Source organism: Aeromonas salmonicida, assembly GCF_028355655.1.
GTDB classification, from domain to species: Bacteria; Pseudomonadota; Gammaproteobacteria; order Enterobacterales; family Aeromonadaceae; genus Aeromonas; species Aeromonas salmonicida.
Map to the genome: position 1 here is coordinate 63,187 of NZ_CP110646.1, position 25,160 is coordinate 88,346.

The 25,160-nt window shown below is 61.0% G+C and carries 26 protein-coding genes; all 26 read left to right on the forward strand.

All coding sequences use genetic code 11. The annotated features are described in order from the left end of the window. Position 1 precedes the first annotated feature (1 nt). The 26 genes from ONZ54_RS23070 to ONZ54_RS23195 all read left to right on the forward strand — a co-directional run bounded on the left by ONZ54_RS23070 (position 2) and on the right by ONZ54_RS23195 (position 25,132). Positions 2 to 1,219, forward strand: coding sequence for a hypothetical protein (locus ONZ54_RS23070; RefSeq protein WP_271788347.1), 1,218 nt, complete (start codon positions 2 to 4; stop codon positions 1,217 to 1,219). Beyond that, on the forward strand, positions 1,216 to 1,752 hold the full coding sequence (locus ONZ54_RS23075) for a hypothetical protein (RefSeq protein WP_271788348.1): 537 nt from the start codon (positions 1,216 to 1,218) through the stop codon (positions 1,750 to 1,752). The genes ONZ54_RS23070 and ONZ54_RS23075 overlap by 4 nt, the downstream gene beginning before the upstream one ends. Then, positions 1,749 to 2,060: a DUF4406 domain-containing protein gene (locus tag ONZ54_RS23080; RefSeq protein ID WP_271788349.1), complete on the forward strand. Its 312-nt coding sequence runs from the start codon at positions 1,749 to 1,751 to the stop codon at positions 2,058 to 2,060. The genes ONZ54_RS23075 and ONZ54_RS23080 overlap by 4 nt, the downstream gene beginning before the upstream one ends. Next, on the forward strand, positions 2,057 to 2,821 hold the full coding sequence (locus tag ONZ54_RS23085) for a hypothetical protein (RefSeq protein ID WP_271788350.1): 765 nt from the start codon (positions 2,057 to 2,059) through the stop codon (positions 2,819 to 2,821). The genes ONZ54_RS23080 and ONZ54_RS23085 overlap by 4 nt, the downstream gene beginning before the upstream one ends. Continuing rightward, positions 2,818 to 3,810 carry a hypothetical protein gene (locus ONZ54_RS23090; protein ID WP_271788351.1) on the forward strand — a complete coding sequence of 331 codons (993 nt, stop codon included), beginning with the start codon at positions 2,818 to 2,820 and terminating at the stop codon, positions 3,808 to 3,810. Before ONZ54_RS23085 ends, ONZ54_RS23090 begins: the two co-directional genes overlap by 4 nt. Beyond that, positions 3,807 to 4,508, forward strand: a complete 702-nt coding sequence (locus ONZ54_RS23095; protein WP_271788352.1) for a phage baseplate assembly protein V — start codon at positions 3,807 to 3,809, stop codon at positions 4,506 to 4,508. The genes ONZ54_RS23090 and ONZ54_RS23095 overlap by 4 nt, the downstream gene beginning before the upstream one ends. A gap of 293 nt (positions 4,509 to 4,801) precedes the next feature. Further along, positions 4,802 to 5,203: a hypothetical protein gene (locus ONZ54_RS23100; RefSeq protein ID WP_271788353.1), complete on the forward strand. Its 402-nt coding sequence runs from the start codon at positions 4,802 to 4,804 to the stop codon at positions 5,201 to 5,203. Between the two features lie 52 nt (positions 5,204 to 5,255). Continuing rightward, positions 5,256 to 5,639 (forward strand): RyR domain-containing protein, encoded by a 384-nt coding sequence (locus ONZ54_RS23105; protein ID WP_271788354.1) that lies wholly within the window; start codon positions 5,256 to 5,258, stop codon positions 5,637 to 5,639. Positions 5,640 to 5,736: 97 nt separating this feature from the next. After that, positions 5,737 to 6,516 carry a DUF7217 family protein gene (locus tag ONZ54_RS23110; RefSeq protein WP_271788355.1) on the forward strand — a complete coding sequence of 260 codons (780 nt, stop codon included), beginning with the start codon at positions 5,737 to 5,739 and terminating at the stop codon, positions 6,514 to 6,516. A 238-nt stretch (positions 6,517 to 6,754) separates the two neighbouring features. After that, entirely contained in the window at positions 6,755 to 8,398 is a 1,644-nt protein-coding gene (locus ONZ54_RS23115; RefSeq protein ID WP_271788356.1) for a hypothetical protein, read from the forward strand. Positions 8,399 to 8,447: 49 nt separating this feature from the next. Next, positions 8,448 to 8,816 (forward strand): hypothetical protein, encoded by a 369-nt coding sequence (locus ONZ54_RS23120; RefSeq protein WP_271788357.1) that lies wholly within the window; start codon positions 8,448 to 8,450, stop codon positions 8,814 to 8,816. Between the two features lie 12 nt (positions 8,817 to 8,828). After that, on the forward strand, positions 8,829 to 10,415 hold the full coding sequence (locus ONZ54_RS23125) for a hypothetical protein (protein ID WP_271788358.1): 1,587 nt from the start codon (positions 8,829 to 8,831) through the stop codon (positions 10,413 to 10,415). Between the two features lie 14 nt (positions 10,416 to 10,429). Continuing rightward, positions 10,430 to 11,122: a hypothetical protein gene (locus tag ONZ54_RS23130; RefSeq protein WP_271788359.1), complete on the forward strand. Its 693-nt coding sequence runs from the start codon at positions 10,430 to 10,432 to the stop codon at positions 11,120 to 11,122. 19 nt (positions 11,123 to 11,141) lie between these two features. Then, a complete protein-coding gene (locus ONZ54_RS23135) occupies positions 11,142 to 11,738 on the forward strand; it encodes a hypothetical protein (protein WP_271788360.1) in 597 nt (198 codons plus the stop codon). 9 nt (positions 11,739 to 11,747) lie between these two features. Then, on the forward strand, positions 11,748 to 12,248 hold the full coding sequence (locus tag ONZ54_RS23140) for a baseplate protein (protein WP_271788361.1): 501 nt from the start codon (positions 11,748 to 11,750) through the stop codon (positions 12,246 to 12,248). 75 nt (positions 12,249 to 12,323) lie between these two features. After that, a complete protein-coding gene (locus ONZ54_RS23145) occupies positions 12,324 to 12,881 on the forward strand; it encodes a hypothetical protein (protein WP_271788362.1) in 558 nt (185 codons plus the stop codon). Positions 12,882 to 12,890: 9 nt separating this feature from the next. After that, positions 12,891 to 13,379, forward strand: coding sequence for a hypothetical protein (locus tag ONZ54_RS23150; protein ID WP_271788363.1), 489 nt, complete (start codon positions 12,891 to 12,893; stop codon positions 13,377 to 13,379). Between the two features lie 8 nt (positions 13,380 to 13,387). Then, positions 13,388 to 14,215, forward strand: coding sequence for a hypothetical protein (locus ONZ54_RS23155; protein WP_271788364.1), 828 nt, complete (start codon positions 13,388 to 13,390; stop codon positions 14,213 to 14,215). A 13-nt stretch (positions 14,216 to 14,228) separates the two neighbouring features. After that, positions 14,229 to 14,369, forward strand: coding sequence for a hypothetical protein (locus ONZ54_RS23160; protein WP_271788365.1), 141 nt, complete (start codon positions 14,229 to 14,231; stop codon positions 14,367 to 14,369). A 535-nt stretch (positions 14,370 to 14,904) separates the two neighbouring features. Next, positions 14,905 to 17,862, forward strand: coding sequence for a transglycosylase SLT domain-containing protein (locus ONZ54_RS23165; protein ID WP_271788366.1), 2,958 nt, complete (start codon positions 14,905 to 14,907; stop codon positions 17,860 to 17,862). A 3-nt stretch (positions 17,863 to 17,865) separates the two neighbouring features. Continuing rightward, positions 17,866 to 18,213 carry a hypothetical protein gene (locus tag ONZ54_RS23170; protein WP_271788367.1) on the forward strand — a complete coding sequence of 116 codons (348 nt, stop codon included), beginning with the start codon at positions 17,866 to 17,868 and terminating at the stop codon, positions 18,211 to 18,213. Between the two features lie 9 nt (positions 18,214 to 18,222). Further along, positions 18,223 to 19,629, forward strand: a complete 1,407-nt coding sequence (locus ONZ54_RS23175; RefSeq protein WP_271788368.1) for a bleomycin hydrolase — start codon at positions 18,223 to 18,225, stop codon at positions 19,627 to 19,629. Then, positions 19,626 to 20,471 (forward strand): hypothetical protein, encoded by an 846-nt coding sequence (locus ONZ54_RS23180; protein WP_271788369.1) that lies wholly within the window; start codon positions 19,626 to 19,628, stop codon positions 20,469 to 20,471. Before ONZ54_RS23175 ends, ONZ54_RS23180 begins: the two co-directional genes overlap by 4 nt. A 62-nt stretch (positions 20,472 to 20,533) precedes the next feature. After that, on the forward strand, positions 20,534 to 20,950 hold the full coding sequence (locus ONZ54_RS23185) for a hypothetical protein (protein WP_271788370.1): 417 nt from the start codon (positions 20,534 to 20,536) through the stop codon (positions 20,948 to 20,950). A gap of 9 nt (positions 20,951 to 20,959) precedes the next feature. After that, complete coding sequence (locus ONZ54_RS23190; RefSeq protein ID WP_271788371.1) at positions 20,960 to 21,931, forward strand: hyaluronate lyase N-terminal domain-containing protein; 972 nt, start codon at positions 20,960 to 20,962, stop codon at positions 21,929 to 21,931. Beyond that, the gene (locus tag ONZ54_RS23195) at positions 21,932 to 25,132 is read left to right on the forward strand and encodes a hypothetical protein (protein WP_271788372.1); all 3,201 of its coding nucleotides are present in this window, start codon (positions 21,932 to 21,934) and stop codon (positions 25,130 to 25,132) included. Positions 25,133 to 25,160: the final 28 nt, after the last annotated feature.

Genomic DNA, 25,160 nt, shown 5'->3' on the forward strand with positions numbered 1-25,160 from the left:
CATGCCGCGTATCTTCGAGCAGGACGACAAGGAGCGTTTCATCACCGAAGGCCTGGACCACCGCGACTTTATGCGGGTGTTCAGGGATGTGCAGCGCAAGAACAACGCCAAGCGCCGCGGCGCTCGCCGCACCCTGACGCCGGCGCTGTTCAGCAAGGGCCGCCGCAACAAGGTACAAGACCTGGTGCGGCTGGGTCGCAAGGCGGACGGGACCGAGTTCACCCAGGACGACCTGATCCGCTTTGACAAGATGCGCAAGAAGTTCAAGAAGCGCATGGGCGGGCTCCCGGGGGTCACTTACCTTGAGGTGGCTCACCGCTCCGCCAAGACCCGTATTGACCGGGCCAGCAACCGCTCCAACGACCGGCGCGGGATCAGCAAGGCCGCCCTGGTGGCTATCCGGTCGAACATCGCCACTATCCGCGTGAAAGCCTCTGAGGTGTCAGTTCACCAGGAGCACCGGGTCCAGCTGCGTCTGGAGCAGTGGGAGGAGTTCATGGCCGACGCCTCTGGCACGGTCAGGAGCTACGAGCTCGCCACCAAGAAGGCCTGCGCCGGCCGCATATCCATCGCCTGTGACTGCGGGGACCACCAGTATCGGTACCGCTACATGGCGACCATTGGCAATTACGTCCTCGCTCCACCCAAAGAGGGCGCATTCCCCAAGATAACCAACCCCGAACTGACCGGCCTCGCCTGCAAGCACGTCATAAAGTCCATGACGATGATGCAGTCGCCTGTCTGGCAGAAGGTGCTGGGCCGCCAGATGGCAGATCAGGCCCGCCGCGCCGGCTACGGTGACGACAGCCGCACCGAGAAGGTGTTTGAAGACGAGGACGAGAAGGAACTTGCCCGCAACAAGACCACCGGCGTTAACAGCGAGAAAATCAAGGCCGCGTGGGAGAAGTACCAGGTACGCCAGCAGGCCGCCAAGGCCCGTATCAAGTCCAGCAAGCAACTGATCGAGTTGCTGCGCCAGAAGGCCACCAAGGCCCGCAAGCAAGCCACCAAGGCCAAGGACAAAGCCCGGTTGCTGGCGGCTGACAATGAGGCCCTGAGAAAGCAGGCGGCCGAGCTGCTGCGCGATCGCCTCAAGATCCAGTTCGAGGCATTCGCTGACGCTTTCAAGGTGGTCGGCCTTCCCACTGAGAAGGCGCTGGAAGCCTTCGCCAAGAAACAGAAAATGCCTATCGCCAAGCTCAAGGAGATCATCAAGTGACCCCCCCTGTCTTAACACGCGCCCGCAACAGCGGGCATAGCCCATTCAATGACCTGGTGCGCGATGACTGGCGCCGGCTGGTGGAAGGGCACCCTGATTCCTTCGACGTGTTGCTCTACACCCCCGGGATAGCGACCGTTCCCGAGGAGGGCGACGAAGAAGCCCTATTTGGTTCGCTGGACCGCCACCAGCAAGCCGTTACCTACCAGGAGCCGGCGCTTGTCTCTGCAATGGTGGCCGCCCAGGACGATCCCATGTTCTCTGCCATGTGGGACGAGGGCGACGGCATGGGCACGGGCGAGGGGGACACCCTGATCCTGCTTCTCTCTGCAGGTGTGGCCCCGCTGGGCTCGATTGTGGAGTTTGAGGAGGAGATAACCGACGGCAATAACCGGCGCGTGTGGTGGTACATCCACCACGTCGAGACAGTGGGCACGGCGGCCGTGGGTGCCTTGCATACCTGTATCCCGTGCGGTGACCTGGAGCAGGCCCGGGAGGCCGCCATCGAAGTCCTGACAGGAGGTGACGAGTGACACAACAACCAGAGCGCCGGAAAGTCTATATCGCCGGCCCGATGACCGGTTATGCCGACTTCAACCACCCCGCTTTCAATGACTACGCGGCCCAGCTGGAGGCCGAGGGGTGTATCGTCCTGAACCCGGCCATTCTGCCCATGGGCCTCGAGCACTATCAGTACATGCTGATCGGCCAGGCCATGCTGGTGGTCGCTGATGAAGTACACATGCTGCCAGGCTGGGTTAACAGCAATGGCGCCACCATGGAGCACGGCTGGGCCACCAGCAGCGCCAAGGTTATCCGTTATGTGGGGGTGTCGGTATGAGGCCCCCTATTCTGTCCTGGAGCGAGATAAGCAAGACCCCGCTGGAGGAGCGTGAAGTCAGCACCATGGATGGGGTGGATCGCGGCTTTGGCAACCTGCTGGTGGCTGCCCTGCGCGGCGCTACCGTCTCGCGCACTGGCCCCGCCTATAACGACGTGCGGGCCTTCCTTGCACGTCCACCAGCCCAGCAGATCATCAAATCGCCCTATAGCGACCCACGCTCTTTCATGAAGGCGCTCCGGGCTGCCGGCCGTGGCCGCCTGGAAGACACCAAGCTCGGGGAGGCTATCAACAAGCAGGCCCTGCCGATCATCATGTTCCAGCGCGACCTGGCCCACTCCCTGTACGAGGGGGACCGGTACGCCCCGAAGCGCCGCTGGGACGAAATTGCGTTCTCTGATGGCTCGTCCGCCAATGTCAGCCAGCACCATCTGACAATGAGCTACCGGATCGCCATCCTGAGCTGGGACCTCGAATCGCTGGATCTCCTTTCGTCCCTGATGGGGGCGTACTTTCGCCACCATGCCCGCCAGTTCGGCTACCAGATCCACCTCTACCACACCCCGATCAACGCATTCGGTGACGTGGTAACCAATGCCCTGCTCTGGGATGACGCCAGCCCGGGTATCGAGACGGACCGCCTGATGGCGCTGTCCTGCACCGTTGAGGTGATAGCGGAAGCCTTCGAGGCCCAGGGGCTCGCGGAGAAGGAAATCAGTTACACACTGCTGGAGCCGGTGGCTCTGTTCGGGGGTGAATGATGAGTGACCAGCGGCCGCAACAGCGGTTTTTTCAGCAAATCAAAGTCAACGGTAAGGAGGCGCCGACATTCAGCCTTACCCGGGGTGTCTATATCGAATCAATCAACCTGGATGGCCCCCAGCTGGTGCTCAACCTCAACGATCTGGATAGCAACCTGCGCGACACCATGAAACTGGTCAGTGGCGCCAGGCTGGAACTGTCCATGGGGGATGTGACTGGGCGTGGGGGTGCCTACTTCAAGTCCTCGTTTGTCGTGGTGTCCATCCAGCCGGAAGGGCGAAACCTGCGGGTGGAGTCCATGGAGGCGGGGATCTTTGCGCTCAAGCAGCCAACGCCTGTCCCCCGGTTCTTTATCGGTGTCCGGGTGAAGGACATGCTGGCCGATCTGTTCCCGGGCTACACCATCCAGACCACTATCACGGCAAAGGTCACACATCACGTCACGGCGGGGGCGACTCCCTCGAGCGTCCTGCGCAAGCTGGAGCGCGATCTGGGTGCGGCAATCTGGGTGGCCCGGGGAGTGGTGTACTGCATCCCGCGCAACATGCTGGGCGGCCAGAAAGACGGATACCCAATGCTGGAGTACCAGGCGCAGAAGTCACAGCACCCGATCCAGGGTTACAAGCCCCTGTACGAGGCCCCCACTGCCGCCCGGGAGGTCCGCCGCAACTATGTGTCGTGGGATACCGTCGGCGGCCTGCTCGCCAGTCCGGTTAACCGGGAGTCGCCGCGCAAGTTCGTTCCTGGTGCGTCACTGGACGAGCTGGACGGCATGGGGGCCAGTACCGTGCCGGCGCTGATCTGCGACATGCCCGGGAACGGCAACTATACGGCCGGGATGACGGTCGGGGTGCGCCTGCACCGGATCAACCGTGAGGCCGTGCTTGATGAGTCGATGCCGGCCAAGCAGGTGATCATGACCGTGAGCCACATTGACGAAGACAATCAATATCGCTGCAAGCTGACAACAGGGGTATCCCAGATATGAGCGACGAGAGAAAACTATTGGGCTCTCACCGGTCGATTGTGACCAACGTCGATCACCCCTTGGGCCATTACAAGGTGCAAATCCGTGTCCTGGGGCTCTGGGATGACATGAGAAACGAGGATTTGCCCTGGGCGGAGCCAAAGCTGGAGCTGGGCACCCGGGCCAACATGGGCGGCACGGTCCCCTGTGAAGTGGGGGATCTGGTCTGGGTCGAGTTCGACCACGGCGACACTCGCTGCCCGATCATCACAGGCGGCTGCCTGTATGCCCCTGATGGGGTGTTGAACATGCCGCATGAGGCGTTTGCTGGCTCGCTGGCGCACCAGCACAAGCGAAGCGACAAGCAGCCCAAGCCAGAGGCCGCCACCTATCACAGAAACGCCGTATACAGCCTCCACGGCATCCTTATCGAACTGACCAAGGAAAGCGCCTTGCGGTTCACCCACAAGGCCAGCGGTTCGGCCGTCGAACTGACCAGCGAGGGCCAGATCGTGCTCCACGGCGAGAAGGAGATATACCAGTCCAGCGCCGGCGACACGCTGCAGGAGGTCGGTGGGGCGCTCAAGGTGATCGTTAAGGGCAATGCCCAGCTCGAAACCGAGGGGGATTACTCCGTAAAGGCTGGCGGGAATATGTCGTTTGAGGCGGGCGGTAGTTACTCCTTCAAAGGCACCAGTGCCGCCTGGACGTTGAGCTGATGGCCGGGATCGCGATCGAAGGGTCGCTATGTTCCGGGCATGACGGGTTCCCGCCCCGCCCGTCTATCCAGGGTGACGCCCGTTTCACTATCAACGGCGCGTCTGTCCATTGCGCCGGCATGGCGTGGGCCGAACATGCAAAGCCCGACAATCCGCCCCATGGAGGGGTGGGGATCGGGTCAAAGGGATTCACTGTCAACGGCGCTCAAACTTGCGTCGTGGGTGATGTGGTGTCCTGTGGGTCGGTGATTGTCACCGGCGACGGGACCTTTCAAATCAAGTAGGAGGTTTATATGGGGTTACTTTCAATGCTGGGTCTGGGTAAGGCAACCGGCGAGGCGGCCGCGACCGCTGCAGGTGGCGTTATCAATGCCCTGGGCGATGCCGGCGATAAGCTGTTCACGTCCGACGCCGAACGGGCGCAATGGGCTGTCATGATGAAGAAGGTGGAACAAGAGCCCCAGATCATCCAGGCGCTCACCACGGCATTCAGCACGGCCAGCACCAGCCGGTTCGTGTCCTATGCCCGCTCCATGGTGATGTACGTCCTTGCGCTGTCGATGTTCTACAGCCTGGTCGTGCGTGATGTGCTGGTGCTGGTGCTGCGTATCAAGCCCGAGGATATGCCGGTGCTGCTGCTCGACCCGATGGTTATCCTGAAATTCCTGGGGGGTCTGCTCGGCCTCGCCGGCTAACTCTCCCTTACCCCCTTCCCCGCCTACCAGTCGCCCAGCTGGAGGCTGAAAGATGAAGTTTTCGATAGAGGCGGTGGCCCGCATTTGCCACCAAACGAACAAGGCCCATTGCGAGGCAAGCGGCGACTATTCCCAGGTTGATTGGGAGTTCGCACCCGACTGGCAGCGCGAATCAATGAGGGCTGGCGTCCGCCTGCACCTGGGAAACCCCACGGCGGGTCCCAAAGCGTCCCATGTGTCATGGATGGCGATGAAGCAGGAGCAAGGCTGGGTCTATGGCCAGGTGAAGGATGCCGAACTGAAACAGCACCCGTGCATGGTGCCGTTTGAAGAATTGCCAGACCACCAGCAAGCCAAGGACCGGTTGATCTGCGCCATTGTGGAAAGCCTGCGCCCCATGGCCGTCATTCCCGCGCCAGAGGAGGCCACGCAATGAGCAATAGCAAGCGCCCGAGTAAGGTAGTGACGATCGCCCTGGTAGTGTTTTGGTCGCTGGCCACCGTTGTGGCCGCGGTGCTGGGGCAGGTGGTCACATGTTAGATGATCCGAAGTCCCAAGCCATATTTCAGGCGCTGCGCTCTGGCCCGGGCTTATCCTCGCCGGCTGCCACCAAGGCGCTCGATGCGCTGGACCAGGCCAATGGTCTGAAAGGCCGATTCACCTCCTTGTCCAGTCTGCCAGCTGATGGTCCCATTGTCCCGGGGGTGCCATCCGTCAAGATCCCGCCCAAGATCCGGGCAGCGGCCGAGAAGTTTGGCGCTTACCGGGATACGGTCACCGCCTCTGGTGGCACCCTTGGCGCCCTGGGGGGAGCCATCGACAAGCGCATGGAGGATGTGACAAGCAAGTTTGCCGTGTTCGGGGTGGCCGCCCAGGTCGCCCAGAAGATGGGCGGCGTTCCAAGCGGCTGTGGTCCCCTGGGTGCTGCCTTTGGGGTACTCACGTCCACCAGCGGGACCGACATGCTGAGCGGCGCCATGGAGCTGATGGGCGCCCCTCTGAGCGATATGGAGGCCCTAGTGGCGAAGTACGCCAACAGCCTGACCGGCGTTATGAGTCTGGCGGACGAGGGGCTGTTACATGACCTGCTGGGGTCCATGGATGGTATCAGCGCCCAGATCACTGCCGCCTACAAGCAGGTGCAAGGGCTGGTGGACGAGGCCGAGGCCATGTGGGCCAACCTGCAAACCACTTTCAACCAGGCCATACAGGCCTCAATCCTGAGCTCCATCATTAACAACCCGTGTTTGCGGGATGTGGCAGATGCTGTCATGCCGGATAACGTCAAATCGGTGATCGACGGGTTCAGTTAACCCAAGCAGAAGCCGCCCAGATAGGGCGGCTTCATCATGCGGCCCAGGCCTTTCATACGGCGAAAGTGCGAATTTGGGCGGTTTGACAACGGCAAATCAAAATCCGTTATGATCTGCTCGTCTTGAACATCCTAACCCGATATTTAGACCCCCTTTCCCTTGGTTGCCCAGCCAAGAAAACATCAAGCGGCCTACAGCCGCCCGTTTTCTATCGACCATTACCAGGGGAATGCCTCACATGTCTAACATGCAAGCCGTTGAAGCCCGTGCCGCGCTTATTGAAAACCTGAGCGGCGCGGTTGCACAAGTCTGTATCCACCCGCAACTGGCCGGCGGCCAAATGATTGCCGACTCCGGCGCCCGTCTTAGCGCCATCGCCGAAGCGGCCGGCAAGAGCCCGATGTTTGACGCCCTGGGTGAACAAGCCCCCATGGTGGCGACTGCGTGGGCCACTGCGATCAACTGTTATTTCGATGCCTACGACGCCATGCCGTCCAAGGCAATGCTGGCCTCTGCCGCCCAGGCGCTGGCTAACATCACCGTCGATATGGAAGATGCTCGCGGTATCAAAATGCTTGATTCCGTCCGCTCCTCTCTGTCCACATCTGAGGGTGTGGAAGTTCGCGCCAAACAGGCTGCCCTGATCCTCCCGACTCTGCTTATGTGCGCCACTTCCGACGCCGTGACCTACATCCCGGCCCAGGCCAACGAAGTAGAGATCTTCGACGTTCGCCGCGTCGCCGGCTCCAAGTTCGGTGACTACCAGCAAGGCGACGTGCTGGGCAACTCTGCTTTCGGCCAGTATTCCAGCCTGAACCAGATTTACGCCTTCGCTGCTGACAACCAGCCTGACGGCACCAAAAAGGCGTTCGTCTATGACTCCGCAACCTCTGGTTTCGGCGTCGTGGTTCCCTTCAAAAAGTCCTCTGCCAAGCTGTGGCTGGATGGCGCCGTCGTGGCGACCGAAGTTGAAGGCCAGGTAGGCAAGCTGTACGGCACCACCCACATTGATGGCGTGGAAGTCGTGATCAACGGCACCGTGACCGCCGCCACCGGCAAGGTCGAACTGACCACCGCCGTTGCGCTCAAAACCGGCCAGCTGATGCTGCTGGAGTATGACGTTGACATCGAGAAAGCGCCTGAGCTGATCCCGGTCATCGCCAACGAAATGCAGCCCTTCAAGCTGCGTCCGCACGAATCCGCTCTGGCGGCTGAGCACACCGTCCAGGCCTACTGGACCATGAATCGAGAGTTCGGTATCGACACTCGCTCCATGCAAATGTCTGAGCTGCGCAACTACATCGCCTACGAGAAAGACGTGCGCAACCTGCGCAAGATGATCCTGGCGATGAGCAAGACCTACACCTTCAATCTGAAAGTGGATGAAGGCCAGTATTTCAAAGAGCACTACGAGACTCTGCACAAGCTGTTGCTGCTGATCTCCCAGGACATGCAGGTACGGACTGAGGTTTCTGGTCTGGTCGGCATGTTCTGCGGCCCGCAAGCCTGCGCAGTCATCAAGTCCCTGGGTGCGCCGCACTTCCAGATCGTTGATGGCTACCGCCAGGTGCCCCGCGTTCACTACGTGGGCAAGCTGTTCGGCCAGTTCAAGATCTACGAAGTGCCGGTGGAAATCGAAGTCATCAAAGGTGTGGCAGCTACCAAGCTCGGCACCTTCGATTGCCTGTGCTACGCCCGTGGTGAAGGCCATGCCGAAGCCGGTTTGGTCGTGGGTGATGCCGTCCCGGCCACCATCTACAACCACAACGTCAACGCGGCCCTCAAAGACCGCAACACCATCTGGGAACTGTCCTACTGCGACATTCACCCGAAGAACGGCAGCAAGTTCTTCGCTCGCCTGAGCATGATCCCGGCCGCCTAAATTCCGGTAGGGGTGCGGCTCCGGCCGCCCCCTCCTTGAGGGAGTTCGTATGAAATTCACCGTAATCAATCCGACCGGCCGCCACGGTTTCATTGGACACAACAACCACAAAGGTATCGACCTTGCGCCTGTGTCCAAGAATGCCGGCCCGCAAGTGTTTGAGGTTCCCGAAGCACTGATCGCCTACTTCACCCGAGCCGTGAACACAATCATTCCCCAGGCAATTGTGCTGGTGGGTGACGAGCAGCCCAAGGACGAGGCCGCCGAGCTGGCCACTGCCGAGCTGGCCGCTGCTGAGCTGGCAGCCGCCGAGGCAGAAGCAGCAGCGAAAGCCGAGGCAGCCGCCAAGGCCGAAACCGCCAAAGCCAAGGGCGAGGCCAAGAAGAAGGCCGTCGCCACTACCACCAGCCAGAAATAGGAGTAAGTGCGAATGTCTGGAGTTATCCCGTTTACCCTGAGCCAGGTCGCGCAGGTAGCCATTCAGGCTGTCAATGCTTCCGCCACTCTGTCAGCTGGTGGGACCGGCAGTGAGTCGGTGTTTGCCGGTGTGGTGATCTCCGAAATCGGCAATCCGTTTGAGCTGATCCGTGTCACCAAGCCCAACTGGCAATCCAAGCTGGGCAAGCCCTATCACCCCTCCATGGGGCTGGTGGTGGCTGAGCCGCTGCGCCACGTCGGCGACGCCGTGAAAGGCGGTGAAGGCTATGTGGTGCGTGTCGTGTCCGAGGAGGCCCGCCGCCCCGTGCTTTACGTCCACCGAGTAGTCAACGGCGAGGCTCCCGCAACGTTTGAGGTGATGCCTGGTGCGCTGGCGTTTGGTGCTGAGCTGACCACTGCCGGCGATGTGCTGCTGGCCCTGGCCGTGAAGGACGGCGACGTGAGCAGCCGCCACATTGCCCTGGTCAAACACCCCACCAAGCCTGACGTGTTCACCCTGACTATCTCCGGGACCGACAAGTTCAACGTGGAATATGTCATCGAGGAAATGGAAGTCTCCTTCGATACCGAAGCCACCGATGATATGGGTGAATCGATCTTCATCCTAGATCGTCTGCAGTCCACCAGCTCCGTGCTGGAGGGCGAGTGCGACTTGGGTATTAGCCGTACCGGCTTCACCGGCTTTGCCAAGACCACCCTGGCAGGCGGCACCCTGGGCGACCAGAAGAACATTTCTCCGGCTCAATACCAGAAAGCCCTTTCCATCCTGCGCAACGCGCTGGTGGGCTATACCGCCGTTCTGGGCCTTGGCTGCTATGACAGTGACATCATGGTTGCCCTGGGAGAGATTGCCCGGGATCGCCGTGTCGATGCGTTCATCGACCTGCAACCGACAAAAACCTACCCGCAAGCACTGGTTGCGGCCAACGCCTTGAACGTCAACAACGAACACATGGCCTTGTACCACCTGCCGTACTCCGCCAAGGACCCGTACAGCGGCGGACGTGCCATCTGGGGACTCTCTGGTGTGGCATTCCAGGCCAAGGCAAGCGGCGTGGCGAAGGCTACCGGCACCGTCGGCGGCTGGCACTACTCACCCGCTGGCGAGGAGCGCGGGATCATTGACCGTCGTGAAATGCAGCTGCTGCCAGGCGCCGGCGAGGCGGACGAGAAGGCCATGTACAAGGCCCGTATCAACAAGGTTGGCCTGTCCACTACCGGCAAACTGATGATTGACGATGCCATCACCTGCCGCACTACCGAGGATTACCTGCGCTTCCAGCACGTTTCCTCTGTCATGAATGCGATCGGCCGTCAGATTAACCAGCTGGCGAACCAGCTCAAGCACTCCCCGGATGGACTGACGCTCGACGGCCTTACCCGTGGCGGCAAGGAGATCCTGGATGGCTATGTGTCCTCTGAGGCCCTGCGCCCTCCGCGTAATCCCGATGAAGACGGCGACGAGCCTTACAAGCTGACCGTTGTTCAACGCGAGCTCGATGCCTGGGAAGTGCTGTACGCCTGCTGCGTCACTGGCACCTCTCGCCGGATCCTCGGCTCACCCTCTCTTATCCGCTAATTGGAGCGATTGATATGCGTAATGCACAAGGTTTTGCCGGCGCCGCTGCCGGTAGCGAGTTCGGCGCAGCTGTAGCCATGTTCGACGGGGTAAAAGCCGCCGATCCGGCCAGCATGACCGAAAAAGCATTCTTTGATTCCGTCACCGACCAGCAAATGCTTGATGCCGTCGCCGGCGCGGCGGTTCAGGCCGCCCGCGCTGACGCCATGGCAATGGTGATCGAGTGGGTAGCCGATGGCGACGACTCCGCCGAGGGTCTGGACATTTACGCCCAGGCGCTGGCCGACGTGGACGAAGACGGCGAGGTGACTGGCGACGAGGAGCAGGGCGCATATGAGCAGGCCCTGACCCTGATGGCAGAGGCGCTGGCTACCCTTGGTGTCCCCACCCAAGTGGCGATCGATGCCATGGGCGGTGACGACAGCGCGGCCGCCAAGGCCTTCGTGGCTGCCGGCGATGCCCTGGGCGACGTTGACGCCGACGACACTATCTCCGCTTTCGCTGTGCGCGAGTCAATGATGATGGATGCCGTAGTGAAGGTGGTTCGTGACGGCAAGCTCAAGCTGATCCGTCGCCCCCTGCGCAAAAAGCGCCTGTCTGCCGCCCAACGCGCCGCCCTCAAAAAGGCTCGCGCCAAGGCCAACACTGCTGCCTCTCGTACCGCTCGTCGCAAGTCGATGCGGATCCGCAAGTCTCGCGGGCTGTAAGTAACAGGGGGGAGGGGTTATGCCTATAGTCGGTGTCAGCTCAAAGGATGGTATCAGCAGCCACCTCAAGGTCTATATCACCCAGGGCGGGACAACGGTCGTTGGCTATATCGGCGAGGGGGCCAGTAAGACCCTCACCTCGAACTGGACCAGCCCGTTTGAGAGCGACACCCTGGGCAATGCTGGTGGCGCTAACCGCGTCGCCGGCTTGGGCCAGTCTATGCAGTCCGGCGAGGACGCCGGCAAGCTGACAACGGTCACACAGCATAACTCCGTCATGGTGTGGGAGGGCACTACCGCGCCCACCCTGACGCTCCCCGTTTACTTCCAAGCCTATGCAAACGCGAAAACAGAGGTTCACGACGCGATAAAGGCGCTGGAGCGCATGGCTTCCCCTGAGCTGAATGAATACACCCCGGGCGGCCGCACTCCCCAGCTGGTGGTAATCGACGTGGGCAGACGCTTCAAGATAACCAACGCCTTGCTCACCGAAGTTACCAGCGAACTGGACGCGCCCCGGACACGCGAAGGCTACATGACGCGCAATACCGTCAGCCTGACAGTCACCCCGGATCGCATGGTCAACGCCTCTCAAATCAACTCCATGTACCCATAAGGACTAGACATGCCTGGACATACCAATACCAAGGCCAATATGGGCCTGCTGAAAAACAAGTTCCGCCAGAACTTAGACGCCGGCGAGAAGCTGCTGGGCGCCGAGTTTGAGCTGGCAATCGACGGTTATCCCGATCTCACCGTGCTGATCCGCTCTGCCCAGCTGCCCGCCATGGGTCGCGCTGACGTAGAGGACTTTGGCCCGATGGGTCTGGGCTTCACCCAGCACGGTCCGCTCGAGAACAAGGGCGAGATCACTATCAACTGCGTGGAAACCATCAAGGGCCCGGTCGTTCGTGCGCTGCAGGACATGATCCGTGGCAAGAAGTACGTGAACCTGACCATGAAGCCGACCCCGGAATCCCTGGGCGGCACCCCGGCAAAGGGCATGACTTGCCGCATGGAGCACTGCAAGTTGCGCTCCGATGTGATCGAGTTCAGCACTGAGGACGTGCAGAGCATTGTTAAGCCCTCGATCACCGTCATTTACAACTGGTCTGACTGGGAATAACAACCTAACCCCGTCGCGAGGCGGGGTTTTAAGTGACCACCCAGCACAACATTACGCACACACAAGGGGTACGTCATGACAGCTATCGAGCTGCTGGCCGCCGTCCAGAAACGTTTTTCAATGCTGCTGGTGGGTGAACCTCAACAACACCAACTGCTCATTGACGCTATGGGCCAATATCAGGACCTGGCCGGCGTGACCAAGACGGTCAGGCTGCCAGAAATCAAAGACTATTCAGCACCTCCCGACTATCTGGCGCCCATTGTGGGGAGCGATGCCGAGGGCAATTACGCCCCCGTCGAAACCTTCACTGACGAGGACGGCAAGGAAATCCTGACGCCGGATCCCCGCGCTATCCCACCGGTTCGCTTCACGTACCTGGTTAACCTGCGCAACATCGACCTGAAAACCTACCAAATCCCCCATACCGCCGTGGGGATGATCCAGGACTACCTGGAGGTGCTGATTGCCATCCCGAACGACGAGCGCACCGCCCGCATTCAGGAAGCCGGCAAGCTCGATACATCCCGCTTGCCGACACCAGCTGACCGAGAGGCCCAGCTGGTATCCCTGCGCGAAGCGATGAAGTCCCAGCGGGCCATTCTGCCCATGATCACCATTCAACCTTACTGAGGGGGCGCAGTGGGACTATTAGAGCGCCAGCGCCGCTTGGTAAAGCAGCTGGTTCAAACGCCCTTCCAGCAGGGATGGCAATTCCGGGTCGAGATCGATGGGCAGCCGTCGGACATGGATATTTACGTCAAGGAGATCACCTATGGCGGCTTAACCATTGAGTACGAAGCCAAGCAGATTGGCAGCCAAACCCTCAACGCCCCAGTAAACAAGAGCGCAAGCCTCGTAACCCTGACCGTGCGCGATCACGAAGATGGCCGCGTGGCCACCTTCTTTGAGGGGAAAGCCAAGCTGGTGGTGAATCCGGACGGCACGGTAAACCTCCCGGTCGATTACCTGTTCAAAATGCGCCTCTACCGGCTCAAGGAGAACGATAGCGAGGTGCTGGATAAGGAGTGGACCGTCAGCGCCGCCGAATACGGCGAGATCACCCGTGACCGCTCGGCCGTGTCCGAGTTCGTCAGCTTTCCCATGACCTTCCAGAAGTACAAAGCCTAGAGGCCCCCATGATTTCTATTCAGCCGTTCCCGCGCCCCAGCAACCCAGCCAAGAAGGTCCATTTCCGGGCGCCCACTGTGGCCGATTGCCTGGACTTCTGCGACCTGCGCCCCGAGCTGGAGGAGCAATCCACCACCGACTATCTGAACCAACTGCAGGAGGGCCCCAAGGACGACGCCGCGCTTTGGACCGCACAGGACCGCCGCACGGCGCTGTGGTGGATCTTCGTGTCCAGTTCGGCCGATACCACTCTGGCGTATTCCTACGAGTGCCAGCACTGCGGCGAGACGCACCACGTCGATATTGACCTGGTGGATCTCGATGATGCCGTCGTCATGCTCGATGGCCCTGCGTTCATTGAGGGGGAGGTCCGGGTAAATGGCGAGTTCAAGCTCGCCCATTTCCACCCCATGGACGGTCGCGCCATGGTTCACCTGGAAAGCCTGCGCATGGCCCGGGAGAACAGCGAGCCGGCAAAACAAAAGCGCCTGTCTGCAGAGCTCAAGGTCGCCGAGGTGCTGCACTCGTTCACGCTGCTGGAATGGGCCGACCTGCCCTGGGAGGAGGCGCTGGAGAAGAAGCGCGAACTGGTCACCTGCATGGATCGAGAGAGTGAGTTTCAGCCGCTGGCGGCCCAGTGCCTGCTGGCGGCCGCTGAGCTGCGCCATGGCCTGGCCGTTGAAATCCGTGATGGCAGGGTAGACCTGGTATCGCCGGCGCTTCCCTGTGAGAACTACACCGCCCCAGAAGGCGATAAGGAGGCAGCAGGCGAGCCGGTCCCGGCAACCGTCCTGCTGCTGCGATTTCGGCCTGTCCAGTTCATACCAGCATTTTAACGTGCTCGGCTGGATGACGATCATCAAGAACCTGACGGTGTTTGGCGGCCAGCCCATAGATAGCGTGATGCACTCCAGCGCCCGACTGGCGGAAGCCATTAACGAGGGGCTGGTGGAGCGATTCAAACCGAAGCAGAGAGGCCGCTATGCGTGACCAAACTCAGGATGGGAAAGCGCCCACCCAAGCCGAAATGGTGCAGTCCCTAGAGGAGGAGAAGCAGGGTCAGATCATTGATGAACTGGCCCACCTCACCGAAACGATAGAGCGCCAGGGGGAGGCGCAGCAGCGCGTCCTAGTCGGTATTTTCAACCGCCTGGGGCGAAGGGCTGACCTGGGCGAATCAGGCCCAAAAAAACCCAATAGGGGAAATTCAGGGAATAGCGGCGCCGACCCAGAAGACCCAAAAAGGGAAAATAGGGTAAATACGGACCTTTTAGGGGCCGAAAAAAATAATTCAGGCCCGAATTTAACCAACAGCAAAAGGCCCGCTTTATCCCTTTCGGACCAAAAAAGGGAAATTGAGGTAAAACAGGTTAAAACAGGCCCCGAAAAGGGAAATAAGGAGCCTAGCCAGAAGGAGGCAGATACCCCCATAAATCGGGTCATTGCCTCAGAACCGACTACCAGTACCGCCAGCGAGGCGCGAGAAAGACGCACGATCACCCTCGGCGAGGAGCTGCCGGTTGTGGTGGCAAGCGAGAGTGTCCAGCCCGCTGATGTGTCCCCTCCGTCAATTCAGGAGGTCGCGCTGGCGACAACTTCCGCCCCGGGCACGGTCAGTGCGATCGCCCCAAGGGATGCCGGCGAGGGACAGCAGCCAGGCGCAACCCGGCCCCCTGGCCGTCGAACGAATGCCACCGAAGCGCAACCGGCCGATCAGCCGGCTCCATCATCCCAGCCGGTGGTGTCGTCCACTCCGGCCGTCCCGAATAGCGCGAGGGGGGCCGATCTGGGGGATAGCGCCGAAGGCCACCAGCCGGATGCGCCCCGGGCCCGTGCTCCTGCCAGCCGAGCAAATGCCACCGAAGGACAGTTGGCCGATCAGCCGGCGCCACCTTCCCAGCTAGTGGCACCGTCCACCCCGGCTGAACCGGATAAGGCAAAGGGCTTCTATCTGGGGGATGACGGCAAGGTACGCCGTCCAGATGGCACGTTCGCCAACAAGGTGGAGACGCGCCGCTTTAGCCGTTCGCGCAGCAAAGACGCCGACGAGGAGAGCGAAAAGGCAGGCAATCCGTCTCTGCTGGCCCGGGCGCTGGGTCTGCTGGGCGGCAAGGACGGCAAGGATCTGCCAGGGGGCGAAACGGCCGACAGCGCCGGCGTGGCCGTTGGTAACACCTTCTGGCTGGCCGCCAAAGAGGTCAAGGGCATGGCCGACGATATGCGCGATGCCATGGCCGAGCGGGAGATAGCCAGCGCCAAGGACGCCAAGGGCTACGCCAAAGACAAAATGCTCAAGGTCTGGAGCACGATCAAATCGCCCTTCACCAAGAGCGACAAGCCGACAACCGGCGCCAGTGGGGCCGAGTTCAAACAGGAGTCTCTGGAGGCCAAGCAGGCCGCCGAGCGGCAGAAAGTCCAGGCCCAGGGCGAGGAGCAGCATAACGAAGTGGTCGAGCGTCTGGATGCCCTGATCGATGCGTCCAAGCCTCAATCCCGTGGCCTGCTGGATATGGCCGCTGACTCCCTGGGCGACAAGCTGGGCGGCCGGCGCAAAGGTAAGGGGCGCCGGGGTGGACGTGGTGGCCGTCGTGCTGCGTCCGGGGCGAGTTCCCGGGCAGGGCGAACCAACCCCTTGCGTGACGTGGGCGACCTGGCCGATAGCCCCCGATCCCGTCGTACCCCGGGGCGAACTGGCCGGATGCCCAACATAGGCGAAAGGGTGTCTGTACCTGGTGCCGCTGGTGGCCGTGCTGGTGCCGCTGGTGGCCGCGCCGCTGCAGCTGCCGGCAAGACCGGCCGCATTGCCCGTATGGCCGCCAAGATCCCCATGGTAGGCGCTCCCCTGGCATCAGTTGCCAGTATGGGCGGCATGGCTGGTGGGGCGATTTCCGCTGCGCCTGGCGCACTCGCCACCGCTGGCCGGGGTGCAATGGCTATGGGTGGTCGGGCCGTCCCCCTGATCGGGGCGGCCATGGCGGCCTATGACGCTTACACCGGCTTTACCGACGAGGAGGGGCAGCGCCGCGTGTTCGGGCTGGACCAAGCCAAGGACCCGACCCTTGGGCAGAAGGCCGCCATGGGGGCCAGTAAGGTGCTCGATCTGGGCGGCCTCACCTCTGGGCTGGGTAGCCTGCTGGCCGATGGTGCCGGCGCACTGGGCATGAACAACCTGCAGGAGTCGCTGACGTTCGACTCCGACAGCATGGCGAAGGGGATTCATGACGCTTTCAGCAACGATAGCGCCCTGGCCGCCATGGGCGTGAAGGATGGCGAGTCAGCCACCATGGGCCAGAACGTCGCCGCCACCGTCGCCCGGGCTGCGAACCTGGGCGGGGTGGTATCGGGTACCGCAAGCCTGCTGGGTGGCATAGCCGAGGATCTGGGCTTTGATGGCGCGAAAGATGCGCTGACCTTTGATACCGGCGATCTGGCCGAATCCCTGTTCGACTTCTTTGGTCCCGTCCTGGGCGCCGACAAGAAGGGCGGCGAGGACCGGGTGATTATCAACAACAGCACGGCGCGGTATGAGACAGCCAGCGCCAGACAGGGCATTACGGAGGCCGAAGTGACGAGAGCGGGCAAACAGTACGATTTCAGCGCCCTGGAGCAGGCAAATAGCCTGCCGGCTGGCTTCATGAATGCGGTAGGGGGCGTGGAGAGTAACGGGAACCCGCTTGCTTACAACAAGTCAGGCGCCAAGGGCATGTTCCAGCTTATGCCAGGCACCGCCTCGGCCATGGGCGTGACAGACCCCTATGACGTGCAACAGTCAGCGTCAGCGACCGCCAAGCTGGCCGTCGATAACGCCCGCTACTTCAACAAGACCATGGGCCGCCCAGCAGAGGGCCGCGAGCTCTACCTGATGCACCAGCAGGGCATGGGTGGCGGTACCGCGCTGATGAAGAACCCGAACCTGAGCGCAGTAGAGGCACTGTCCAAGGGCGGACAGAAGAATGCAACCCAAGCCGTGCTGCAGAACGGCGGCAATCTCAATATGAGCGCAGATGAGTTCGCCAACATGATCATGGCGAAGTATGACAAGCAGTTCATGGCCCAGACGATCGCCAGCGAGCGGGGCGCCAAGGCCCTGCCAATGGAGAAGGCACTGGACGGCGCCGTGAAGGAGGCCAGGAATACCCCGTCCTACCTGCTCAAAGACCAGACCAAGACGGCCGCACCGGTCAAGGCTGAGTCGGCCCCCATCAAGCAAGGGTTTTCCGGGGTGCTCGACATTCAGCGGGAACAGGCCAAGGCCGCCATGGCTAACCCTGCCGATGGTGAGCTGACCGCCAAGATGGACCCGCGCATGACCGAAGTCATGGCAAAGCTGGACAAGACCCTCAACGGCATGAAACCCGGGGCGGGCCAAACGCCGACCCAGAACAACAACACCACCAACAACACCACGAATAACTTCCATGGGAAGTCTCGCGGGGTGGGTGACCATGATTACGTCCGCTGGCCGAACAGCGATAAGGGGTAAGGGATGGCGTTTGAAGTGCAATACCTGATGGAGCTCGATGAATCGGGCGTCATCACCTTAGAAAGCGATGAAGCGCAGGCCAACAACGTGACGGAGTGGCTGGATACACCCAAGGGGCACGTCTACGGCCGCCCCAGCTGGGGTAACGAGCTGGCCTTGTTCAAGCACGAACCGCCCACCGACGATACGGCCGTCGCGCTGGAAAACTCCATTCTCATAGGGATGCAGGCTGACCTGCCGAGTATCCAGGTGACGGGGATATTCTGCGAACCGTCCGCCACTGAAATTGATAAATACCGGGTGCGGATTTTGACCCAAGAAGGCTATATCGACGCTGTTTACAAGCTCTAAGGGGGCGACATGAGTTATCAAGAGTTTGAGGATGCCTTTGAGGAGGCGCTGGCTAAAAAAAGCTGGTGGTCCCGCCTTATGGGCAGCCAGTTCAGCACCGGGATCGCCACCTTTGTGGGGCAGATGGTGGAGCGATGTGACTTCCTGGCCAGGCGCCTGATCCAAGAGGCTTTCATGAGCACGGCCACCAAGCGGGCCTCTATTCTGGCAGCGGCCGAGGATAGGGGGTATGTCGGCCGGATGATCTCGCCATCCCTTGGGAAGGCGCGATTTACCAACAAGACCACTTCGACCGTGAACCTGTCCTATGGCACCCCACTTACCGCACCGAACCGGCTCCATTACGTGTTACATGAAGCCGCACAGCTCGATCCCGGTGAATCGCTGGTCCTGACCGTGGCCCAGCTCGAGGAAAAGGTGCTTACAGCCAATATCACCGCCGAACAGAAGTGGCTCGAGCTGCTGCTGACCAAGGAAATGACCAAATCCGCCGCCAAGGTGGATGTGTACGTGACCTTGCCACGCCGCCCCAAGGAGCAGTGGGTCAAGCGGTACCAGTTCCGCCGTGCCGATGGCGAGGCCAAGGTATACACCGAGTTCTACAAGCCCACTGAACAGCTCGGCGTCCGGTTCGGTAATGGCCTGTCAGGCAAGGTCCCGCCAGCAGGTTCAACAATCACCCTCAACGTGTGGTGTACCGAAGGGGATTCCACCCTGATTGAAGGCCAGAAAATGGAGCTCGACAGCCTCAACGATGCGCTGGTGGCCGGGATCTCCATTGTGACCACCACCTCCATTGTGGGCGGCGCAGCCGGCGAATCCACCGAGGACGTGCGCAAAGGCGCCCTCTACAGCACCGCCTATGACGAGCAGATCGTGTGGGATAACGATTACCGGCATTTCATCGTGCAGAACATCGCCGATCTGGTATGGCTCAACGTGTGGGGGGAAACCGCCCAGGAGCGGGAGAGCGGTTACAGCCTGGACAATATCAACCGGATTTTCTTCTCCGCCTACTCAGACAAGAAAAGCCAGGCACAGCTGGAGACGGAAATCCTGGCGCTGTTCGAGTCAAACCACGAACTAAACCGCCGTTATCGCTACGTGCCGGTGCTGCGTAGTCCCTTCACCATTACCCTGAACGGCATTATGAACGGGCGCCAGCAGGCCGAGATCGTGCGCCAGGCCATGATAGAGACACTGGATTCCGCCTTTGGTGAAGATGCGGTATCCCGAAAGGGCAAAGACGGGGACGCGACTATCTATGAAAAGGATATTTGGGCCGTGCTGCGCGAGCTGGGTAATGTGATTGAGTTCAAGTTGTCCGTGAACAACCAGGACCGCGCACCGCTGCTCAATGAATACGTGTTCCTGGATGCGGCCAACAGCACCTATAACCTGGAGTACAAATCGTGAAACAGGACTGGCTCAAGCAACGACTGACGGCGGCCAAACAGGCCGCCCCTATGTGGTCTGAGTTCGCGGAAGCGGTACAAGAGGTGTTCGAGCAACAGATTGAACCCCTTATGAGCCGCCTGCGCGGCCTGTCCAGCGCCTACACCATGACCAGTGACGATCTGGCTCTGCGCATTGCAGAGCTGGGCCAGTTCTTCATCCTGTCCGAGCGGGTGGAAAAGGCCGACTGGCCGCTGGCCCTGATGCAGCGCCACGATGAAATCCACCTCAAGAAAACAGACTACCCGCTGGTGAGTACGCTTAGCCGGGAGTTTGGCGGGATGAAGGTGTCATGGGAACCGCTCTACGCACCCAAGGATCAGGCGCTCTACCCCTACGGCACCCGCTTCTCCATCAAGAGCCAGCTGGAGAATGAAACTATCCCGGTCGATGAATGGTTTTTGACTTCCCGGGGCGTGATCCGGCTGCCGCTCACCGCCTTGCAGTCGAGCTTTGCCGGGGCGCTGACGGTAGACGAACAGGCTACCGCCTTCGAGGAGGTCATGACCCGCTTCATCGAGCCGCTGATCCCGCTGCATATCGTGTTCGAGGGGGCCCAATACTATCTGCAATACGTCCTGCCCGAGCTGGATGAGGCGATTAGGCTGCTGCTGATAGAATCAGGCGAAACGTTCCCGCCCGCCCTTGAGTCGCGGGACCGTATCACCACCACAAGCCAAAGCAGTCAGATCATGCCCCCAGCGAATAACGCCGTGCCGTACAAGTACAGCCAGCGGGCCCGCCTGGACGTGCAGCCACTGGACTCCTGGACGCTGGATAGGCCAATCCCCGGCTCGACCTAACCCTGTGATAGCATAACGACGCCCCCCTTCCCCCGGCTCCAGCCTCACGCCCCGAGGCCGCCATGACCCAGACAGTGACTTTCTACGATGCAAAGCTCCTCTATCGTTATTACGACAGGCGAGCCAAGGCCAGCATTGGCCTAGACACCTTCCGACTCGGCAAAGTGGTGTGGGGGAAGGGTAATACCACGCTCATTAACTCGGCCCCCTCTGTGGCCGTGATCCCTTCCGATCTGGCAGCAGTGGAAGGGGTGTTCTTAACCAACACTCCAGTTTTCACCTACGCCAACGGGCGGATCACCGTCCGCGCCACCCTCAAGGCCGGCGATATTCCGGTCGGCCAGCAATTCGAGTTCACCACCCTGGGGATCCTGGACGACAAGGACGGGCTGGTGGCTGTGCTGGTATCAACTCCGATGTGGCTCCACGACAAGCGTTCCCTTGTCGTAGAGGGCTATATCGACACCAACGCCGCATAAGGGGTAGTCATGACTGAAATCGTGCTTCTGCCCCCTTCGGGGCCAGATCTCGCCGCCTTGCCGCTGCTGGCTGATATGCAGTACCTGGAGCCCTTCGGCACGGACGCGCTGAACCGGAAATTCCACGGTATCGTGCCGCCTGGCATTTACCGGGGCTACCAGTACAGCCTGCCCGGGGCGATGAAGATTGCCATTGGCGCAACCAAGAACGGCGTGGCCGTGGTTGAAGTGGGCAACTGGAGTATCAACGTTCACCAGGTAGCGCCGGTCGAACTGACCGTCCCTAAAGGCTTCGCGGGCTACCTCGTCCTCGATGCGACCTATGGGATCGGCGTCGTCACCAAACAGGTGGATGCCAACAGCCTGATCGATGCCGCAATCCTCAAGCTGGTGCCGACGGCTGAGCTCCTGCCGCGCCACGTCATCCTTTACACCCTCAACGTGCCCCTGGCCGCTACTGCGATGCTCGATAGCTATATCAGCTCTGTAGACCGCATGGACATTTCCCTGGCAGGGCTTAGCAAGGTGGACGGGGGGCTTTACGTCAACTCTCCCACCGGATCAATGGTCGTGCAGGTTCGCCGTGGTCTGGAAGCCCAGCTAAAGACCTTCCCGGGGCAGGAGGGGGAACCGTCCTGGACCACTGACACTCGCAGGGTGTCGTTCGGGATTGAAGGTGTCCCGGGCGGGCTGATGCTGCCGGCGTCGCTGGTGGTCGAGGCTGCAGGTGTTACCGCCACGCCCCAGGGCGCGTACCAGTTCACCAAGGCGGGCAACCTGACCCTGCCGGCCACGGCCAAAGATGGCGAACACGTCCGGGTCAGCGTAACCGCCGCCGCGGTTGCTGCTGCCCTAGCTTGCAAGGTGGTGGTGGCGGGAGGTGCAGCCATTGCGACCCGGGGAGGGGATGCACTGGCGATCTCCATGGACGTGACCCAAGAATTTCTGTTCATCAAAACAGCCACTGGCTGGAGGTGCTAAATGGCTGCTGTAGCGCAAATCTCGGCCCGGCAGCTGCTGCTGCTCGACTTCAAGCTCGAAAACCTCAACAACTGGGGGGCGAGCCCTGCAACCAACAACGCCAGCGATACCACCTATGCCACCGCCGGCGCGGTGAAGAAGGCCTATGATCTGGCCTTTGCGGCGCTGCCTGCTACTGCCAACGCTGTCTCGGCCACAAAACTGGCGACCGCCCGCACGTTTGCCCTGACCGGCGACGCTACGGCCACGGCTACTTTTGATGGCACTGCCAACGTCGGCCTTGCGGTAACGCTGGCTGATAGCGGTGTGGTAGCTGGCTCCTGGGGCAAGGTCACGGTGGATTCAAAAGGCCGGGTAACGGCCGGTACCGCGCTGGTCGCGGCCGATATTCCCGTCCTGGACTGGAGCAAGATCACCAGCGGCAAGCCCACCACCTTGGCCGGCTACGGGATCACCGATGCTCTGGGGCTCAACAGCAACGCCGTCTCCGCCACAAAACTGGCGACCGCCCGCACGTTTGCCCTGACCGGCGACGCTACGGCCACGGCTACTTTTGATGGCACTGCCAACGTCGGCCTTGCGGTAACGCTGGCTGATAGCGGCGTGGTAGCTGGCTCCTGGGGCAAGGTCACGGTGGATTCAAAAGGCCGGGTGACAGCCGGTACCGCGCTGGTCGCGGCCGATATTCCCGCCCTGGACTGGAGCAAGATCACCAGCGGCAAGCCCACCACCTTGGCCGGCTACGGGATCACCGATGCTCTGGGGCTCAACAGCAACGCCGTCTCCGCCACAAAACTGGCGACCGCCCGCACGTTTGCCCTGACCGGCGACGCTACGGCCACGGCTACTTTTGATGGCACTGCCAACGTCGGCCTTGCGGTAACGCTGGCTGATAGCGGCGTGGTAGCTGGCTCCTGGGGCAAGGTCACGGTGGATTCAAAAGGCCGGGTGACAGCCGGTACCGCGCTGGTCGCGGCCGATATTCCCGCCCTGGACTGGAGCAAGATCACCAGCGGCAAGCCCACCACCTTGGCCGGCTACGGGATCACCGATGCTCTGGGGCTCAACAGCAACGCCGTCTCCGCCACAAAACTGGCGACCGGCCGCACCCTGACCGTGGGCGGTACTGGCAAAGCCTTTGATGGCACGGCTAACCTCGCCTGGTCACTGGGTGAGATCGGCGCCTTGCCGGCGACGGGGGGCGGCATTACTGGCGACTTCTGGCGAGCCTCGGGCAATAACCAGTTCGGCCTGGTTGACCACCTGGGATCTCATACTGATGCCAAGGCTTGCCTAGTATTGCTGGCTAAAAAGTATGTCGGCACCTTGATAAATAAAACGGGCTTTGTCGGGCGGATAATGTTCTCCCGGGGCTCGTCCGGTTCGCAAAACTTCACCGACTTTGTAGATGTGAGCGTCGGGGTTGCCTACAACTCCAATATGGTCCGCCTGCTGCGTCGTTCTGGCCCCACTGTCGCCGCGTCAAAAATAGTTGAGGTGACCTACAGTGGCGAGGTTTATTACGCGCTGTACCGACCGAGCTCGTCGTCTTCGGAAGTGGTTGTAACGGGCCACGCCTTCGATGCGGCCTTGCCGTTGCTGGTCCCCGATGCGACCGCCTACACGCTCACCGACGTAGTGGCTGATGAGGAGGATTATCACGTCGGCAACAAGCCGACTTCGACCGATATTGGCCTGGGGAATGTGGATAACGCCCAGCAAATGCGGGCCGCTCTACTTAACGGCTATTGGGGGCTGGTGCCTGCTGATGGTAACGCCACTACCTGGGTTCGCACCCCAGGATCGGGCTTACTTCCGTATCAATCCGGTGGTGCAAGCGCCCTTGGTACCAGCGCTTGGCCGTTCCTGACCGCTTACGTCAATACCATCTTTGAGGGGGGCGTCTCCCTCGCGGCCAAGTACCTGGGGGTTTCCGCCAATGCGGTATCCGCCTCGAAGTGGGCCACGGCCAGGACGATTACCCTGGCGGGCGATGCTACCGGCTCCGTGTCAATCGACGGCTCGGCCAACGTGACGTTGACCGTCGCCGTGGCTGACGACAGCCACTCTCATACGATCGGAAACATTGACGGATTACAGGCTACGCTGGATGCCAAAGCCCTGGGCTCTCACGTTCATATGGGGACCATAATCAACCCGTTCCAGCTGGGCGGGCAAGACCTCAATACGCTCGTTACGCCCGGTGTATATGCCCAACACTCCAACTCCAACACCTCGGCCGCACTGAATTACCCGGAGAACCTTGCCGGCGCACTGACCATCACATCCGGCGCTGGGCCCCAGCAGCGTTACCACGTTTACAACACCAGCCGGATCTATACCCGCGCCCAATACTCCACTGGTGGGTTCACGCCTTGGGCCAGGGACTACAACTCCCTGAACAAGCCGACTTCAGACGATGTAGGCCTCGGCAAGCTCTCCAACAAATACGCCAGTTACGACGGCACTCCCGATACCTACGCTCTGCGTGACGGGCAGGGCGACATAGTAATGAGGACGCCCCGTGCAGCTCTCGTTACTGAGCAGCGTATGACCGGTGCGGTCGTCTTTCGCGTCGATAATGGCAACGATAACTATCTGCGCTACTGCGCGAGCCCACAGGCTTTCAGGAACTGGCTCAACACCGAATCAAGTCCGTGGAGCGTGGCGTGGCGCCTTTTGGTTGAAGATCCGGCCAATGCGCTGGTTGAGCTCCACATCCCGGGTAAAGCGGCGGTCCTGTCTTACCTGACCGCAGATGGGATGTACCGCATAGCAACGTCCAACGGAGCAGGCACGGCCACCGCAACCCGAATGACGGTTGATACGTCAGGAAACGTGAGGGCTACAGGCGGCGTCTACGATGCAGGGCAGAGGGTATACAGCCCCAACAACCCGCCACACAACTCCCACAACCACACCGCCGCCCAGGGCAATGCTGACATTGTATCTGGCGCATGGAATGCCATTGGTGCAACCGTGTTTGCCCAGATGTACCCGGCTGACAGTCTTGGCACATACGCGCCGGGGTCTAGGATCCCAGGGTCTTACCTGCGGCCGTGCTCTGCTGACGGTGACGAAGATGACATGTACGGGGCGTCCCTTCCTGGTACGTGGCAGTGCCAGGGCTACTCCCGAGGCCGAGCAGTAGGCGAGAATGATTGGCTTGCACATAAGACAGCGTGGATTCGTGTCGCGTGACGAACGAACTAATTAAAGGCTTATCGAA

What these genes read in the sequence shown, in the direction of transcription:
- ONZ54_RS23115 (WP_271788356.1), top strand. Translation starts at nt 6,755, where the DNA reads ATGTCTAACATGCAAGCCGTTGAAGCCCGTGCCGCGCTTATTGAAAAC.
- ONZ54_RS23145 (WP_271788362.1), top strand. Translation starts at nt 12,324, where the DNA reads ATGACAGCTATCGAGCTGCTGGCCGCCGTCCAGAAACGTTTTTCAATG.
- ONZ54_RS23155 (WP_271788364.1), top strand. Translation starts at nt 13,388, where the DNA reads ATGATTTCTATTCAGCCGTTCCCGCGCCCCAGCAACCCAGCCAAGAAG.
- ONZ54_RS23195 (WP_271788372.1), top strand. Translation starts at nt 21,932, where the DNA reads ATGGCTGCTGTAGCGCAAATCTCGGCCCGGCAGCTGCTGCTGCTCGAC.
- ONZ54_RS23175 (WP_271788368.1), top strand. Translation starts at nt 18,223, where the DNA reads ATGAGTTATCAAGAGTTTGAGGATGCCTTTGAGGAGGCGCTGGCTAAA.
- ONZ54_RS23120 (WP_271788357.1), top strand. Translation starts at nt 8,448, where the DNA reads ATGAAATTCACCGTAATCAATCCGACCGGCCGCCACGGTTTCATTGGA.
- ONZ54_RS23070 (WP_271788347.1), top strand. Translation starts at nt 2, where the DNA reads ATGCCGCGTATCTTCGAGCAGGACGACAAGGAGCGTTTCATCACCGAA.
- ONZ54_RS23140 (WP_271788361.1), top strand. Translation starts at nt 11,748, where the DNA reads ATGCCTGGACATACCAATACCAAGGCCAATATGGGCCTGCTGAAAAAC.
- ONZ54_RS23160 (WP_271788365.1), top strand. Translation starts at nt 14,229, where the DNA reads ATGACGATCATCAAGAACCTGACGGTGTTTGGCGGCCAGCCCATAGAT.
- ONZ54_RS23100 (WP_271788353.1), top strand. Translation starts at nt 4,802, where the DNA reads ATGGGGTTACTTTCAATGCTGGGTCTGGGTAAGGCAACCGGCGAGGCG.
- ONZ54_RS23190 (WP_271788371.1), top strand. Translation starts at nt 20,960, where the DNA reads ATGACTGAAATCGTGCTTCTGCCCCCTTCGGGGCCAGATCTCGCCGCC.
- ONZ54_RS23135 (WP_271788360.1), top strand. Translation starts at nt 11,142, where the DNA reads ATGCCTATAGTCGGTGTCAGCTCAAAGGATGGTATCAGCAGCCACCTC.
- ONZ54_RS23105 (WP_271788354.1), top strand. Translation starts at nt 5,256, where the DNA reads ATGAAGTTTTCGATAGAGGCGGTGGCCCGCATTTGCCACCAAACGAAC.
- ONZ54_RS23095 (WP_271788352.1), top strand. Translation starts at nt 3,807, where the DNA reads ATGAGCGACGAGAGAAAACTATTGGGCTCTCACCGGTCGATTGTGACC.
- ONZ54_RS23185 (WP_271788370.1), top strand. Translation starts at nt 20,534, where the DNA reads ATGACCCAGACAGTGACTTTCTACGATGCAAAGCTCCTCTATCGTTAT.
- ONZ54_RS23085 (WP_271788350.1), top strand. Translation starts at nt 2,057, where the DNA reads ATGAGGCCCCCTATTCTGTCCTGGAGCGAGATAAGCAAGACCCCGCTG.
- ONZ54_RS23170 (WP_271788367.1), top strand. Translation starts at nt 17,866, where the DNA reads ATGGCGTTTGAAGTGCAATACCTGATGGAGCTCGATGAATCGGGCGTC.
- ONZ54_RS23090 (WP_271788351.1), top strand. Translation starts at nt 2,818, where the DNA reads ATGATGAGTGACCAGCGGCCGCAACAGCGGTTTTTTCAGCAAATCAAA.
- ONZ54_RS23125 (WP_271788358.1), top strand. Translation starts at nt 8,829, where the DNA reads ATGTCTGGAGTTATCCCGTTTACCCTGAGCCAGGTCGCGCAGGTAGCC.
- ONZ54_RS23130 (WP_271788359.1), top strand. Translation starts at nt 10,430, where the DNA reads ATGCGTAATGCACAAGGTTTTGCCGGCGCCGCTGCCGGTAGCGAGTTC.
- ONZ54_RS23110 (WP_271788355.1), top strand. Translation starts at nt 5,737, where the DNA reads ATGTTAGATGATCCGAAGTCCCAAGCCATATTTCAGGCGCTGCGCTCT.